At 63.5% G+C, this 15217-nt stretch carries 13 protein-coding genes; 5 read left to right on the top strand and 8 right to left on the bottom strand.

Translation table 11 applies throughout. From position 1 onward, the window contains the following. The first annotated feature begins 42 nt into the window (after positions 1 to 42). Together mscL and LB541_RS08870 are read left to right on the top strand one after the other, a co-directional pair. The gene (gene mscL, locus LB541_RS08875) at positions 43 to 465 is read left to right on the top strand and encodes a large conductance mechanosensitive channel protein MscL (protein ID WP_140496583.1); all 423 of its coding nucleotides are present in this window, start codon (positions 43 to 45) and stop codon (positions 463 to 465) included. A gap of 110 nt (positions 466 to 575) precedes the next feature. Next, positions 576 to 1742 carry a pyridoxal phosphate-dependent aminotransferase gene (locus LB541_RS08870; protein WP_140580376.1) on the top strand — a complete coding sequence of 389 codons (1167 nt, stop codon included), beginning with the start codon at positions 576 to 578 and terminating at the stop codon, positions 1740 to 1742. Positions 1743 to 1816: 74 nt separating this feature from the next. Here the strand turns inward: LB541_RS08870 and hemA are convergent, their stop codons facing one another. After that, positions 1817 to 3094: a 5-aminolevulinate synthase gene (gene hemA, locus LB541_RS08865; protein WP_140523996.1), complete on the bottom strand. Its 1278-nt coding sequence runs from the start codon at positions 3092 to 3094 to the stop codon at positions 1817 to 1819. A gap of 276 nt (positions 3095 to 3370) precedes the next feature. Here hemA and galE point away from each other — a divergent pair, with 276 nt between their 5' ends. Together galE and LB541_RS08855 are read left to right on the top strand one after the other, a co-directional pair. Next, on the top strand, positions 3371 to 4366 hold the full coding sequence (galE, locus tag LB541_RS08860; protein ID WP_140496575.1) for a UDP-glucose 4-epimerase GalE: 996 nt from the start codon (positions 3371 to 3373) through the stop codon (positions 4364 to 4366). A 106-nt stretch (positions 4367 to 4472) separates the two neighbouring features. After that, complete coding sequence (locus LB541_RS08855) at positions 4473 to 5723, top strand: D-amino acid dehydrogenase (protein WP_140496573.1); 1251 nt, start codon at positions 4473 to 4475, stop codon at positions 5721 to 5723. Between the two features lie 16 nt (positions 5724 to 5739). On the opposite strand, the gene LB541_RS08850 is transcribed toward LB541_RS08855, so the two are convergent. The 7 genes from LB541_RS08850 to LB541_RS08820 form a co-directional block, all read right to left on the bottom strand. Continuing rightward, positions 5740 to 7116, bottom strand: a complete 1377-nt coding sequence (locus LB541_RS08850; RefSeq protein WP_224618189.1) for an FGGY-family carbohydrate kinase — start codon at positions 7114 to 7116, stop codon at positions 5740 to 5742. Then, positions 7113 to 7430, bottom strand: coding sequence for an L-rhamnose mutarotase (locus LB541_RS08845; RefSeq protein WP_224618188.1), 318 nt, complete (start codon positions 7428 to 7430; stop codon positions 7113 to 7115). Before LB541_RS08845 ends, LB541_RS08850 begins: the two co-directional genes overlap by 4 nt. Next, positions 7430 to 8425 (bottom strand): ABC transporter permease, encoded by a 996-nt coding sequence (locus LB541_RS08840; protein WP_140564781.1) that lies wholly within the window; start codon positions 8423 to 8425, stop codon positions 7430 to 7432. Before LB541_RS08840 ends, LB541_RS08845 begins: the two co-directional genes overlap by 1 nt. Continuing rightward, positions 8422 to 9399, bottom strand: a complete 978-nt coding sequence (locus LB541_RS08835; protein WP_140564780.1) for an ABC transporter permease — start codon at positions 9397 to 9399, stop codon at positions 8422 to 8424. Before LB541_RS08835 ends, LB541_RS08840 begins: the two co-directional genes overlap by 4 nt. Continuing rightward, positions 9396 to 10937 (bottom strand): sugar ABC transporter ATP-binding protein, encoded by a 1542-nt coding sequence (locus LB541_RS08830; RefSeq protein ID WP_140564778.1) that lies wholly within the window; start codon positions 10935 to 10937, stop codon positions 9396 to 9398. The genes LB541_RS08835 and LB541_RS08830 overlap by 4 nt, the downstream gene beginning before the upstream one ends. 81 nt (positions 10938 to 11018) lie before the next feature. Then, on the bottom strand, positions 11019 to 12014 hold the full coding sequence (rhaS, locus tag LB541_RS08825; protein WP_140496561.1) for a rhamnose ABC transporter substrate-binding protein: 996 nt from the start codon (positions 12012 to 12014) through the stop codon (positions 11019 to 11021). A gap of 56 nt (positions 12015 to 12070) precedes the next feature. Further along, positions 12071 to 12874, bottom strand: coding sequence for a DeoR/GlpR family DNA-binding transcription regulator (locus LB541_RS08820; protein ID WP_140496559.1), 804 nt, complete (start codon positions 12872 to 12874; stop codon positions 12071 to 12073). 187 nt (positions 12875 to 13061) lie between these two features. On the opposite strand from LB541_RS08820, the gene LB541_RS08815 reads away from it, so the two are divergent. Then, positions 13062 to 15164, top strand: coding sequence for a bifunctional rhamnulose-1-phosphate aldolase/short-chain dehydrogenase (locus LB541_RS08815; RefSeq protein WP_140624786.1), 2103 nt, complete (start codon positions 13062 to 13064; stop codon positions 15162 to 15164). Positions 15165 to 15217: the final 53 nt, after the last annotated feature.

The following is a 15217-nucleotide window of genomic DNA, read 5'->3' as shown; positions in this document are numbered from 1 at the left end:
CGGCGCTGGAGAACGCGGCCGATCATGGCAAGGAGGGTCGAAATGCTGAAAGAATTCCAGGAATTCATTTCCAAGGGCAATGTGATGGACCTGGCCGTCGGCGTCATCATCGGCGCTGCTTTCGGCAGGATCGTCGATTCCCTTGTCAACGACATCATCATGCCGATCGTGGGCGCGATTTTCGGCGGGTTGGACTTCAACAACTACTTCTTCGGACTGTCCTCGAACGTCCACTCGGGCACGCTGGCGGAGGCAAAGAAAGAGGGCGCCGTCTTCGCCTATGGCAGCTTCATCACGGTCGTGCTGAACTTTCTCATCCTCGCATTCATCATCTTCTTGATGGTCAAGGCGGTGAACAACCTGCGCAGGCGCCTGGAGGCCGAAAAGCCCGCGCCTGCCGCCGCGCCGCCGCCTGCCGATGTGCAGCTTCTGACCGAAATCCGCGATCTGCTTGCCAGGAGATAGAGACATCAGGTTCTTCTGGACCAAAACCCCGGTCGTTCACGGCCGGGGTTTTTTGCTTTCGCCCGTAGTAGAACAGCCGGCATGCTATCCCTGTTCGAACGGACCTGCCCATGACCCTGATCCAGAACCTGCGCCCCGAGGCCTTGGCTGCGCCCGAAAGCGGTATCGTCGCCGTCGTCAACTATGGCAGGCTGCGCGACGGCTTGATCCCGCTCTGGGCCGGCGAGGGCGATCTGCCGACGCCGTCCTTCATCACCGATGCCGCGTCGAAAGCGCTGGCCGGTGGCGAGACGTTCTACACCTGGCAGAGGGGCATCCCCGATCTGAGGCAGGCGCTTGCCCGCTATTACCACAGGCATTTCGGCAAACACTTCGCCGAGGACGAATTCATCGTCACCGGCTCGGGCATGCATGCGATCCAGCTTGCGCTCGACGCGCTCGCCGGTGCCGGCGACGAGGTGATCTATCTGTCGCCCGCCTGGCCGAATTTCGACGCCGCCGCCGCCATCGCCGGTGCCGTGCCGGTGCCGGTCACGCTCGATCAATCCGGCAATGGCTGGTCGTGCGATGTCGAGAAGATCGCGGCCGCCATCACGCCCAAGACCAGGGCGTTGTTCATCAACACGCCGTCCAATCCGACCGGCTGGACCGCCGACCACGAGACTTTGCGCGCCATTCTCGATCTCGCCCGGGCAAATGGCCTTTGGATCATCGCGGACGAGATCTATTCGCTGTTCCACTATGGCCAAGGCCGCGCGCCGTCCTTCCTCGACATCGCGACCGCAGAGGACCGCATCCTGTTCGTGAACAGCTTCTCCAAGAACTGGGCGATGACCGGCTGGCGCGTCGGATGGATCAAGACCCATCCGAGTTTGCAGCAGGTGTTCGAGAACCTGATCCAGTATTCGAATTCAGGTGTCGCCCAGTTCATGCAGCGCGGCGCGGTCGCGGCGCTCGATGAAGGCGATGTCTTCGTCGCCGAACAGGTGGAGAGGGCTAGGAAGGCGCGCGATCTGGTCTGCGGCATTCTCGGCGCCACCGACCGCGCCCGGTTCACCGTGCCGCAAGGTGCTTTCTACCTGTTCTTCAGGGTGGACGGCATCACCGATTCGCGCAGCGCCGCCTTCGAGATCGTCGACAAGGCCAATGTCGGCCTGGCGCCGGGCACGGCCTTTGGCCCAGGCGGCGAAGCCTTCCTCAGGCTGTGCTTCCACCGCCGCCTCGACCAGCTCGAGGAGGCGGCGCACAGGCTGGCGAAGTGGATGACGACTGTTTGAGAGGTTGATGACGCCCGAATTGAAAGTCGCTCCGGCGCCCCAGACGGCCGCCGGAGTGGAGTTTCAAACGGGTTTCAGCCGCCTGACTTGGGCACCAGCAGGGGAATGATCCGGTCGGTCTTGGCCACGGAAGGTCGTCCTGCTGAACCATAGGAAATGCCGAGCGCGTCCCAGGTCTCGACCAGGGCGTCCTGCAGCTCGGCGATCAGCGCATCCGAATGGAACGGCGTCGGCGTGATGCGCAGCCGCTCCGTGCCGCGCGGCACGGTCGGATAGTTGATCGGCTGGATGTAGATGCCGTGCACGCCGAGCAGCCGGTCGCTTGCCATCTTGCAAAGCTCGGGGTCGCCAACCAGCACTGGCACGATGTGGGTCGCCGAGTCCATCACCGGGAGGCCGGCGGCGGAGAGGATCTGCTTGGTCCGCGTCGCCTGCTGCTGCTGGGCGTCACGCTCGGCCTGCGAGCGCTTGAGATGACGGATCGAGGTGGTGGCAGCGGCGGCGATGGCCGGCGGCAGCGCGGTGGTGAAGATGAAGCCCGGCGCATAGGAGCGCACGGCGTCGATGACAGCGCTCGTGCCGGTGATGTAGCCGCCCAGCGTGCCGAAAGCCTTGGCGAGCGTGCCCTCGATGATGTCGATGCGGTCGGCGAGGCCTTCCCGCTCGGTGATGCCGCCGCCGCGCGGACCGTACATGCCCACGGCGTGGACCTCGTCGATATAGGTCATGGCGTTATAGCGCTCGGCGAGGTCGACGATCTCTCTGATCGGCGCGATATCGCCATCCATCGAATAGACGCTCTCGAACACGATCAGCTTGGCGCGTTCGCGGCCCGCCGCCTGCAGCAGGCTTTCCAGGTGCGCGACATCGTTGTGGCGAAAAATCTTCTTTTCCGCGCCCGAGCGCCGCACGCCTTCGATCATCGAGGCATGGTTCAACTCGTCCGAGATGATCAGGCAGTTGGGCAAAAGCCGCGCGATGGTCGAGATCGAGGCCTCGTTGGAGACAAAACCGGAGGTGAAGACCAGCGCGGCTTCCTTGTCGTGCAGGTCGGCGAGCTCATGCTCGAGTTCGACCAGCGGATTGCTGGTGCCGGAGATGTTGCGGGTGCCGCCGGCGCCCGAACCCATCCGGCCCGCCGCGTTCTGAAACGCTGCGATGACATCCGGGTGCTGGCCCATGCCGAGATAGTCGTTGGAGCACCAGACGGTGATTTCCTCTGCGCGGCCGTTGGCGCGCCAGATGGCACGCGGAAATTTGCCCGCTATGCGCTCGAGGTCGGCAAAGACGCGGTAGCGTCGTTCCGCATGGAGCTGGTCGATCGCGTCCTCGAAGAACCGCTGATAATTCATGTCGGCTTCCCAGTTTTGCGCTGGATCATAATCATTGCCCGATTGGCCGTCCACCGGCCCGTTTTGGTCAAAATGCCACGCCCCGCACCTGTTCCTAACGAGGGGCGGATCATGGCCTATTTCCTGGCGATAACGGCCTGTAGGGCGCTTTTGTTTCGGCATGATGCCATATGCCGGCCAAGTCGGTTACGCAGGGTTTTATTGGTCATGGGGCGGGCTTTCCAGTAGAGCGATATTGAGACAGTTTCCGATAGATCTTGAATGCGAGGACGCGGAATGACGGTTTTGGTGACGGGCGGCGCCGGTTATATCGGCAGCCATATGGTCTGGGAATTGCTGGATGCGGGCGAAAGCGTGGTCGTTCTCGACCGGCTTTCGACCGGTTTCGAATGGGCGGTGGCACCGGAGGCAAAGCTGGTCGTCGGCGATGTCGCCGACAAGGAATTGGTCGGCTCCATCATCCGCGACAACAATGTCGATGCGATCATCCATTTTGCCGGCTCGATCGTCGTTCCCGAATCCGTCGCCGATCCGCTCGGCTACTACGAGAACAACACCTGCAAGACGCGCACGCTGATCGAAACGGCGGTGCGCGAGGGCGTGCCGAACTTCATCTTCTCCTCGACAGCCGCCGTCTATGGCGGCGCTGGGCTGGAACCGGTGCGCGAGGATGCCCGCCTGGCGCCGGAATCGCCCTACGGCCTCTCCAAGCTGATGAGCGAATGGATGCTGCGCGATGCGGCGATCGCGCATGGCCTGCGCTACACGGCGCTGCGCTATTTCAACGTCGCGGGCGCCGATCCCAGGGGGCGCACCGGCCAGTCGACGCCGGGCGCCACGCATCTGATCAAGGTCGCTTGCGAGACGGCGCTCGGCAAGCGGCCGTTCATGCAGGTGTACGGCACCGATTATCCGACGCCCGACGGCACCTGCATGCGCGATTATATCCATGTCAGCGACCTGGCCGCGGCGCATCGCCTGGCCCTTGAGCGGCTGCGCGCCGGGGGCGCGAGCCTCGTCGCCAATTGCGGCTACAGCCACGGCTACTCGGTGCTGGAGGTGATCGAGAGCGTGCGCCGCGCCTTCGGCCATGATTTCGAGGTCAGGACGGGCGAGCGCCGCCCCGGTGACGCCGCCGCGGTGGTTGCCAATTCCGATCTCGCCCGGACGGAACTCGGCTGGACGCCGCAACGCGACGATCTCGACCAGATCGTTGCAGATGCGCTCGCCTGGGAGCGTATCCTGACGGGGAAGAATTCCGCACGCGGTTGAGCGGGTTTTCCCAAGGGCTCGCAAGCCGCTCCGCGAAGCGCTATGGAAGCGTTCGCGGAGGGTGCGGAAGCGCGCTGCCCGGTTCGACCTTTTTTGGGGGGACGACATGAAGATAACGGTGCTCGGGGCCGGCGTCGTCGGCACGGCGGCCGCCTACTATCTGGCGAGCGACGGCCATGAGGTCACCGTCATCGAGCGTCATCCGGCGCCGGCGCGGGGCACCAGCCAGTCGAATGCCGGGCTGGTGTCGCCGGGCGATGCCACCGCCTGGGCTTCCCCGGCGGCGCTGAAGACCTTCCTGCGCGGGCTCTACAACCACGATCTCGGCATCAAGGTGCGACTGCGCTTCGATCCCTATTTTCTCGCCTGGAGCCTGCGCTTCCTGCGCCAGTGCACGGTGGCGCGCCTGCGCGCCAACACCGACATCAAGCTGCGGCTCGCGCTCTATTCGCGCGACTGCATCAATGCGCTGTCGGAGGCGACCGGCATCCACTATGACGAGCGCAAGAAGGGCATCCTCTACTTCTTCCGCTCGCAGAAGAGTCTCGACACCGGGACCGACAATTATCGCTATCTTGCCGAGCATGGCTTGCCGATCGAGATCGTCGGGCGCGACCGGCTGGTCGAACTGGAGCCGGGGCTTGCCGGGGTGAAGGACAAGATAGCCGGCGGGGTTTATTCGCCCACTGACCAGACTGGCGATTCCAAACTGTTTGTCGACAGGCTCGCCGCCTATGCGACCGAGAGGCTTGGCGCCGAGTTCCGGTTCGGCACCACGGTCGAAGGTTTCGATATCGAAGGCGACAGGGTGCGGGCCGTCATCACCTCGTCAGGCCCGGTGGCCGGCGATGCGGTTGTCATCGCAATGGGCCCGGAAAGCGGCCTACTCGGCCGCCGCTACGGCATCGACCTGCCGGTTTATCCGGTGAAAGGCTATACCGCGACGATCCCCCTGGAGGACGAAAGCAAGGGGCCGACTATGGGTGGCGCCGACGAGGACCGGCTGATCGGCTATTCCAGGCTGGGCAACCGCTTGCGGATGTCCTCGACGGCCGAGTTCACCGGCTTTGACCGAAGCTTCAAGCCCGCTGACTTCAACACCATCATCAGCACCGGCAAGGATCTTTTCCCTGGCGCCTTCGACGAGAAGAAGGCCATGTTCTGGGCGGGCCTGCGGCCGATGATGCCCAATTCCGTGCCGGTCATCGGCCGGGCCCGCTACAAAAATCTCTATCTCGACACCGGCCACGGCCATGTCGGATGGACCATGGCCTGCGGCTCGGGCAAATTCCTCGCCGACCTCGTCGCCGGCCGAAAGCCCGAAATCGATCCACAGGGGCTGGTCTATGAAGATTAGGCAAGCGGATCCGTAGTTAGCCCCGCCCTTCGACCGCCGCACGCCAGGTGCTTGCATAATCCGTCAAGGCGGGGTCGACCGGCGGTTCTTGTCTCAAGCCCTTGCCATGCGCCTCAGCCTTGTCCGATGCCAGCAACGCGGCGCCGATGCTGGTGCCGGTCGCGGCTTCGGAGGCGACGACGCTTCTGGCGGTCGCCGCCGCCAGCATGCCGACAAAGAGCCGGTTGCGGGCGAAAGGGCCTTCGACAATGGTCGGGCCGTCGGCGCCGATCAGATCGAGGCAGGTCGCCGACATCAGCGCCAGATAGAAAGAGATGGCGGCAAAGCGCTGGCCGCTATTCATGCCGTCAGCGTTGAGCCACGCCGCCGCATGATGCGGGAACGGTCCCGACCCCTGTTGTGTCGATGGCAGCAGCAGCGTCCTTTTTGCCAGCACGGCCCCGACATCGTCTTCGGTCCAGTTCTCCGGCTGATCATCCGTCAGCACGGAAAATTCGCGGCCGCCCATGAAGCGCGCCGATGGCACGGGATCGCCCAGCGCGTTGACGTTGACCAGCGTATCACGCGCCGGGTCGAGCGCCACCGATCTGCCGCTGACCGACATCGACACCACCCAGGTGCCGGTCGAGACGACGCTGAAAGGCGGCGCGTCGGCGAGAAGATGCGGCAACAGCGAGGCGTTGGAATCGTGCAGGCCGCAGAACACAGGCGTCCGCGGATCGAGCCCCGTTCGCTCGGCAAGCGCCGGCAGGAGCGGGCCGAGCCGGTCCCTTGCCGGCCGCACCGGCGCCATCAACGCGCGCCAACCGAGGCGGTCGATCATCGCCGAGAAATCCGCTTTCCACGGGTTCCACAGATCGGTGTGGCAGCCGAGCGAGGTCACCTCGTTGGCGGCGATGCCGGTCAGCCGCAGCGCCCAATATTGGGGATACATCAACATCGCCGTTGCCCTGGCGAATTCCGTCGGAAAGCGCTTCTGCTGCCAGAAGAATTGCGCGCCGAGATTGAGGCCGAGCGGCAGCCGCGGCGTGCCGGTTTCAGCGAAGGGCGGACGGATCGCGTCATACTCGGCCGCGAGTTCCTCCGGGCCGTCGAATTCGTAGTCGAGCACGGGCAACACCAGTTCGCCGGAGGCCTCAACCAGAGCGCCCGTCGCGCCATGGGTAGTGATCGAAACGGCGTCGATGGTCTGTTCGCGGTTGAGATCGGCAAGACTGTCGAGGATGAAGGCCCACAGCGCCTCGACGTCGTGATGCGGGTAGCGGGCTTGCCGCACCGGCGCGTTCGCCACTCGGCGCAGCGCGACCTCGCGCAGCGTGGCGAGGTCGACCAGCGCCACCTTGGCGTTGGTCTTGCCGATGTCGATGACGGCGATGTGGCGCGGGGCACTCATGCCATGTGGAACATGGTTTCCAGGGGCACGGCCACCGGCTCATTGTCAGGCCTGGTCTCCATGAGGTCGGCCATGTCTGCCCACCAGCGCTGCATCACCGGATGCTTCGGCAGGTCGGCCATGCCATGGTCGTCCCGCCGCCACAGCACGCCGAACAGGATGTTGGTCTCCTCGTCGAGATGGATGGAATAGTCGGAAACCCCGGCCTGCTTCAACAGCGCGACCAGCGATGGCCATATCTCGTCGTAACGCTTCTTATATTCCGCCTTCATGCCGGGCTTGAGCATCATCTTGAACGCGTATTTTTCGGCCATCAGCGTCCCCCGCGCAGCCGCCGCCAGACGATCGGCAGCGCGATGACGATGATCAGGAGCAGGCCGATGAAGATCGACATGACGATGCCGGGCACGTTGAGCAGGCCGAGCCCGAAGGTCACCAGCCCCATGATGAAGGCGGCGAGCACGACGCCGACAATGCTGCCTGCGCCGCCAAGGATGCTGACGCCGCCAAGCACCACCATGGTGATGACTTCCAGCTCATAGCCCTGCGCGATCGAGGGACGGGTCGAACCGAGCCGGGAGGTGATCAGCACAGAGGCGATGCCGGACATCAGCCCGGTCAGGCAGAACAGGATGAACTTGATGCGGCCGACACGCACGCCGGAAAACTGTGCCGCGACCGGATTGTTGCCGATGGCGAAGACGCGGCGGCCGAAACTCGTGCGGTGCAGCGCGAACCAGTAGGCGACGGCGGCGATGAGAAAGAGCACCAGCTCGAACGACACCACCCACCAGACATAACCCTGGCCAAAGAAGGCGAAGCTCTCGGGATAACCCTTGTAGGCCTGGTCGCCGAGGATGATGAAGGCGATGCCTCGAAACAGGCTCATCGTGCCGATGGTGACGACGATCGAGGGCAGGCCAAGCCTCGTGACCAGAAGGCCGTTGAAGGCCCCGCAGCCGAGCCCGACGACGATGCCGATCGCCACCAGCACCGGCGTTCCGGCGCCGGCCTGCACCGCCATGCCCATCATGGTCGAGGCCAGCGCGATGATGGCGGCGACCGACAGGTCGATCTCGCCCGAAATGATCAGCAGCGCCATGGCGAAGGCGATCAGGCCCTTCTCGGTGAAGTTGAAGGTCAGGTCCGACAGCGAATAAGGGTCGAGGAAATAGGGCGAGGCGAAGCTGTTGATGGCGAAGATGGCGAGGGCCACCACGACCAGCAGCGCTTCCCAGGAAAAGATCGCCGAACGAAACGGCTTGTCGAGCCGGTCCGGAATGTGGCGCGGGGCAGGGACGTCGCTCATGCCGCCTCCATTTTTCTCAGGATGATGCGGCCCTGCTGGCGTTCGCCGCGCGCGTTGAGCACGACGGCGAGGATGATGGCGCTGCCCGAAATCGCCATCTGCCAGAAGGGCGAGATGTTGATGACCGGCAGCGCGTTGGAGATGATGCCCAGGAACAGCGCCCCCAACACCGCGCCCCCGACCGAACCGATGCCGCCGGCAATCGAGATGCCGCCGATGACGCAAGCGGCGATGATGTTGAGCTCGTAGCCATTGGCGACCTCGACCGAGGCGATCACGTAGCGTGAGATCCAGAGATAGCCGGCGAGCCCGCCGATCATGCCGGAGATGCAGAAGACGATGAATTTCGTCCGCCCGACATCGATGCCGGCATAAACCGACGCCGTAGGATTGACGCCGATGGCATAGATCGAGCGGCCGAGCGCGGTGCGCGTCATCAGGATGAAGAACAGCGCGATGACCAGAATGGCGATCCAGGACAGCACCGGAATGCCGAGTAAGGCCGCGCGTTGGAAGCCGATGAACTCGGGGCTCATCTTGTCGGCATTGACCCAGGCGCCGCCGGAGATGACGAAGGTGGCGCCGCGATAGATGGTCAGCGTGCCCAATGTCACCACGATCGAGGGGATGTTCAGCCGCCACACCAGAAGGCCGTTGATGGCGCCGAGCACCAGGCCGACGACCAGGGCAATGACGATCAGCAGCGGGATCGGGATCGCCGGGTGAGCGGCGTTCAGCATCGCCACCACCATGCCGGTGAAGCAGAGGTTCGATGCCATCGACAGGTCGATCGAACGGGTCAGGATGACCACCATCTGCCCGAGCGCCAGGATCATCAGGATCGAGGTGTCGTTGAACACCTGGCGCAAATTGCCGGGGTCGGCGAAGGCGGGAAAACGCGTCGAGATCAGCCCGATCAGCACGACGATGGCCGCCAGCAACCAGATTTCGCGATATTTCAGCAAAGTTTTCATGCCGCGATCCCCGCCGCCGTCCGGACCAGCGTCTCGGCGTCCAGTCCGTTGTTGTCGTAGACGGCCGCGACAAGGCCCTCGCGCATGACGACGACGCGGTCGGACATGCCGAGGATTTCGGGCAGCTCCGACGACACCATGATAACCGACAGGCCTTGCGCCACCAGCTCGGCCATGAAGCCGTGCACGGCGGCTTTGGAGCCGATGTCGATGCCCTTGGTCGGCTCGTCCAGGATGATGACTTTGGGGGCGGTCGCCAGCCATTTGGCAATCACGACCTTCTGCTGGTTGCCGCCCGACAGCGTGCCGACATCCTGGCTGAGCGAGGAGGCCCTGAGGTCGAGCCGCTCGGTGTAGGAGCGGGCGAGCGAAAACTCCTCCGCCAGCCGCAGCACGCCGGATTTGGAGGTGCGTGCCAGCGACGGGAGAGAAACATTCTGGAAGATGGGCAGGCCGATCACCACGCCTTGCTTGCCGCGCTCCTCGGGCACGTAGACGATGCCGGCCTCGATCGAATCCGCCGCCGATTTCGGCGCGATCGTCTTGCCGTCCAGCGTGATCGTGCCGCCGGAGGTGCGGGTGATCCCTGAAATCGCCTGCATCACCTCGCTGCGGCCGGCGCCGACAAGGCCGTAGAAGCCGAGAATCTCGCCCTTGTGCAGCTCGAAACCGATGTCGTTGAATTCGGTGGGGTGCGACAGGCCGGAGACCGACAGCACCGGCGCGCCGATCTCGGCCTTGCGCTGTGGAAAGATGTGATCGACCGCACGGCCCACCATCATGCGCACGATCTGGCTCTGGGCGGCATCCTTGATCAGCCCTTCGCCGACCATCTCGCCGTCGCGGAACACGGTGTAGCGGTCGGCGATGCGGTAGATCTCGTCGAACTTGTGGCTGATGAACAGGATCGCCTTGCCTTCGCTCTTGAGGAACTCGATCAGCAAAAAGAGCTCTTCGATCTCCTTCATCGAAAGGGCGGCCGTCGGTTCGTCCATGATGACGATCCGCGCGTCGATCGACATGGCCCGCGCCACGGCAACGAGATGCTTGTTGGCAATGCCGAGGTCCTTCAGCCTTGCATCGGCGTCGATATGGCGGGCATGCATGGTGTCGAGCACTTCGCGCGCATTTCTGCGCATGGTGCGCCAGTCGATGGTGCCAAAGCGGGTGCGCGGCGCATGGCCGAGAAAGATGTTTTCGGCGACCGTCAGATCGTCGAACAGCACGGTTTCCTGATGGATGGCGGTAACGCCGTGGCCGAAGGCGGCGTGCGCGCTGGGCAGGGTGACGTCCTGCCCGTCTATGCTGATCGTGCCCGCATCGGGCTGGTAGATGCCGGTCATGATCTTGACCAGCGTCGACTTGCCGGCGCCGTTCTCGCCGATCAGCGCCGTCACCTGGCCCGGATAGAGCGAGAGGCTGACATTGTGCAGCGCGCGCACGCCGGGAAAGCTCTTCGAGATGCCGGACAGCGTCAGGCGTGGCGTGGAGGCCTGGGGCCCATCCTTCACCGTGCCGTGTTGGGCTGTCGTGTCCATGGTCGTATCAAGCCCTGAAACAAGGTGCGTTTGAAGTTGCGGCGGGGCGTGAACCCCGCCGCGTCAGCTTGAAGCTCCGGATCAGTAGATCTTGGAGAACTTCTCGATGTTGGTCTTGTCGAACTGGAAGGGCGGAGCCATCGCAGCCGAATTGGTGTCGTCGAGCGTGACCTTGCCGACGCGGCCGATCGACAGCGTCGCACCGGGCTTGGCCTCTTCCTTCTTCACCGCCAGATCGTGGGCGAGGTAGACGGCGGAGTAACCGAGATCGATCGGGTTCCAAAGAGCCACGGCCTGTGAAGCGCCGTTGTCGATGAACTTCTTGAACTCCGACGGCAGCGCGAGGCCGGTGACGTTGACCTTGCCGATCAGCTTCTCATCGGTGACGACCTGGGCAGCGGCGACGACGCCGACGGTGGTCGGCGCGATGATCGCCTTCAGGTTCGGATAGGACTTCAAGAGGCCCTTGGCTTCGTCGGTGCTCTTGGCCGAATCGTCGTCGCCATAGACGGTGGCGACGAGCTTGATCTTCGGGAATTTCTCCGGCAGCACCTTCTTGGCCGCGTCGATCCAGGCATTCTGGTTGGTCGCGGTCGAGGAGGCCGACAGGATGGCGACGTCGCCGCCCTCCGGCAAATAGTCGGCGGCGAGCTTGATGATGGTCTCGCCGATCAGGCCGGTGTCGGACGGGTTCAGGTGAAGCTGGCGGCCTTCCTTGGCGACGCCCGAATCCCAGGAGATGACGGTGATGCCGCGCTCCATGGCCTTCTTCAGCACCGGCACCAGCGCGTCGGCGTCATTGGCCGAGATGGCGATAGCGTTGACCTTTTGCGCGATCAGTGAATTGACCACCTCGATTTGCGCTTCGGCGGTCGCCTTGGTCGGGCCGGTGTAGATGATGTCGACATCGCCCAGTTCCTTGGCCGCCTCTTCGGCGCCCTTGTTGGCGGCGTCGAAGAAGCCGTTGCCGAGCGACTTCACCACCAGCGCGATCTTGACGTTCTCGGCATAGGCGGCATTCACGACCATGGCGGCGGAAAAGGCCGCCGTAACCATCAGTTTCTTCAGAAAGCTCATCGAATATTCCTCCCTTGAGCGTTGCATTCCATCGCCGCTGCGGGCGTGAGGGTGTCTCAGGCTTGCAGCGAAGATTCTTCCTTTGCCGACTTGCGGGCGACGATCAGCGTTACCCCCGCTGTTTCGAGCATCTTTGCCTCGCGGTCCTCGATGCCGTCGTCGGTGATGACGGTGGCGATGCGCGACAGGCCGCACAGGATCAGGCTGGAGCGTTTGCGGAATTTCGAGGAATCGACCAGCACCACCAGCTCGTCGGCCTGGTCGATCAACTTCTGCTCCGCCTGGATCAACAGCGGATCGCCTTCCATCAGGCCGAGCGGCCCGAGCCCCTGGGCGCCCATGAACATGCGGCGCGCGTAGAAATTGCGCGTCACGTCATTGTCGAAGGGCGACAGGATGATGTTCTGCTCGCGGTAGATGGTGCCGCCGGACAGCATCACCGTGTTCTTGGAGTGCTTGAGCAGGCTTTCGGCGATCGGGAAGGAATTGGTGAAGATCGGCATGCGGCGGCCGGTCAGGAAATGCACCATCTGGAAGGTGGTGGTGCCGCCGTTGATGATGATCGGCTCGCCGTCCTTGCAGAGCTCCACCGCTTCCCGCGCTATCGCCCGCTTCTGCGCGGCGTTGAGCGTCTCGTTGACGGAAAAAGGCCGGCCGGCAAGGCCGATGAACTGTGGCGGCGTGATCGCCTCGGCGCCGCCGCGCACCCGGCGCAGTCGCTTTTGCACGTGCAGGGCCGCGATATCGCGCCGGATCGTCGCCTCGGACGACTCCGTCAGGTCGACCATTTCCTGCACCGTCACCACAGGCTTTTCCTGGACGGCGGACAGAATGATCCTGTGGCGCTCTTTTTCGTGCATGGTTCCTCCCTGCATGGCCATCTGGCATTAGAAATCGCGCAGTGTCAATCATTTCCGATCATATAATTTCATTGTGCAGTGCAATATGATTGATGTTGATCGTTTGTGATTGACAAAGCCCCGCCTTGCGTAGACATTCCCGACGAAAAGAGGAGCGCACCGTCCGCGCTTCAAGGGAGGATTACCCATGCTCGACAAGCGCTCCGGCTCGCGCCTCGCCAATCTTTGGGATGATGCGAAGGTAAGGGGGATGAGCGATCCCGAGCTTCTGGTCTATCGTTCGAACACGCTCGGCTCCGACAAGCGTGTCACCAATTACGGCGGCGGCAACACATCGTCGAAAATCCGGCAACAGGATCCGCTCACCGGACAGGACGTGGAAGTGCTGTGGGTGAAGGGCTCCGGCGGCGACAGCGCTTCGATCAAGCTTGATGGTTTTGCCACGCTCTACATGGACAAATTGCGAGCCCTCAAAGGCCTTTATCGCGGCGTCGAGCATGAAGACGAGATGGTGGGTTATCTGCCCCACTGCACCTTCAATCTCAATCCGCGCGCGGCCTCGATCGACACACCGCTGCATGCCTACGTGCCGAAGCCCTATGTCGATCACATGCATCCCGACGCCATCATCGCCATCGCTGCCGCCAAAGATTCCAAGGCCCTGACGAAGGAAATCTTCGGCGACGCCATAGGCTGGCTGCCGTGGAAGCGGCCGGGCTTCGAACTTGGCCTGTGGCTGGAGAAATTCTGCCTCGACCATCCAGCCGCCAAGGGCGTCATCCTGGAAAGCCACGGCCTGTTCACATGGGGCGACAGCCCGAAGGAATGCTACGAAACGACGATCTCGGTGATCAACCAGGCGATCGAGTGGTTCGAGCGGCGTTCCGAGGGTGTCGCCATTTTCGGTGGCGAAGCGGTCAAGTCGCTCGACCCCGCCGAACGCCGCGCCATCGCCGCGAAGCTGATGCCGAGGATCCGCGGCCTGATCTCGGAAAAGAGCCATAAGCTCGGCCATTTCGACGATTCCGCCGCCGTGCTCGAATTCGTCAATTCCAGGGATCTGCGCCCGCTGGCGGCACTCGGCACCTCATGCCCGGACCATTTCCTGCGCACCAAGATCCGGCCGCTGGTCATCGAGTTCGATCCGGCCAAGCCCGATGTCGATGCCGTCATCGCGCGGCTGGCCGACGACATTGCCGAATACCGCGTAGGCTACCAGGCCTATTATGACAGCTGCAAGCATGCGGACTCGCCCGCCATCCGCGATCCCAATGCCGTGGTCTATCTGATGCCCGGCGTCGGCATGTTCACCTTCGCCGGCGACAAGGCCACGGCGCGCATTTCGGGGGAGTTCTACGTCAACGCCATCAACGTCATGCGTGGCGCCTCGACCGTCTCCTCCTATGTCGGCCTGCCTGCGCAGGAAGCCTTCGACATCGAATACTGGCTGCTCGAGGATCTGAAGCTGCAGCGCATGCCGAAGCCCAAGGCTCTTGCCGGCAAGATCGCGCTCGTCACTGGCGGCGCGGGCGGCATCGGCCGCGCGACGGCGAGCCGGCTGCTGCGCGAAGGCGCCTGCGTGGTGCTCGCCGACATCGACGAGACAGCACTTGCCAGCGCCAACGACGAACTGGCCAAGGCCTATGGCAAGGATTTTGTCCGCCCCGTGGTCATCAACGTCACGTCGGAGGATCAGGTCGTCGCCGGCTTTGCCGAAACGGCGGTCGAGTTCGGCGGCATTGATATTCTGGTCTCCAACGCGGGCCTCGCCTCCTCGGCGCCGATCGAGGACACGACGCTGGCGCTGTGGAACAAGAACATGGACATCCTGTCGACGGGATATTTCCTGGTCTCGCGGGAAGCGTTCCGGCTGTTCAGGGTGCAGAAGATCGGCGGCAACGTCGTTTTCGTCGCCTCCAAGAACGGCCTTGCCGCCTCGCCGAACGCTGCCGCCTATTGCACCGCCAAGGCCGCCGAGATTCATCTCGCCCGCTGCTTGGCGCTTGAGGGCGCGGAGGCGCAGATCAGGGTCAACGTCGTCAATCCGGACGCCGTACTGCGCGGTTCCAAGATCTGGTCCGGCGAGTGGAAGGAACAGCGCGCCGCCGCCTACAAGATGTCGACCGACGACCTCGAGGAACATTACCGCTCGCGCTCGATGCTGAAGCGCTCGGTGTTTCCCGAGGACATCGCCGAAGCGATCTATTTCTTCGCCTCCGACATGTCGGCCAAGTCGACCGGCAACATCGTCAATGTCGACGCCGGTAACGCGCAAAGCTTTACGCGCTAGGCCTTCCTTCTCCCCGTTCACGGGGAGAAGGTGCCGGCAGGCGGATGAGGGGC

Source organism: Mesorhizobium sp. BR1-1-15, assembly GCF_020165475.1.
Classification (GTDB): domain Bacteria; phylum Pseudomonadota; class Alphaproteobacteria; order Rhizobiales; family Rhizobiaceae; genus Mesorhizobium.
The sequence above is the reverse complement of the archived record's forward strand: the minus strand, read 5'-3'. Positions and strand labels throughout refer to the sequence as shown.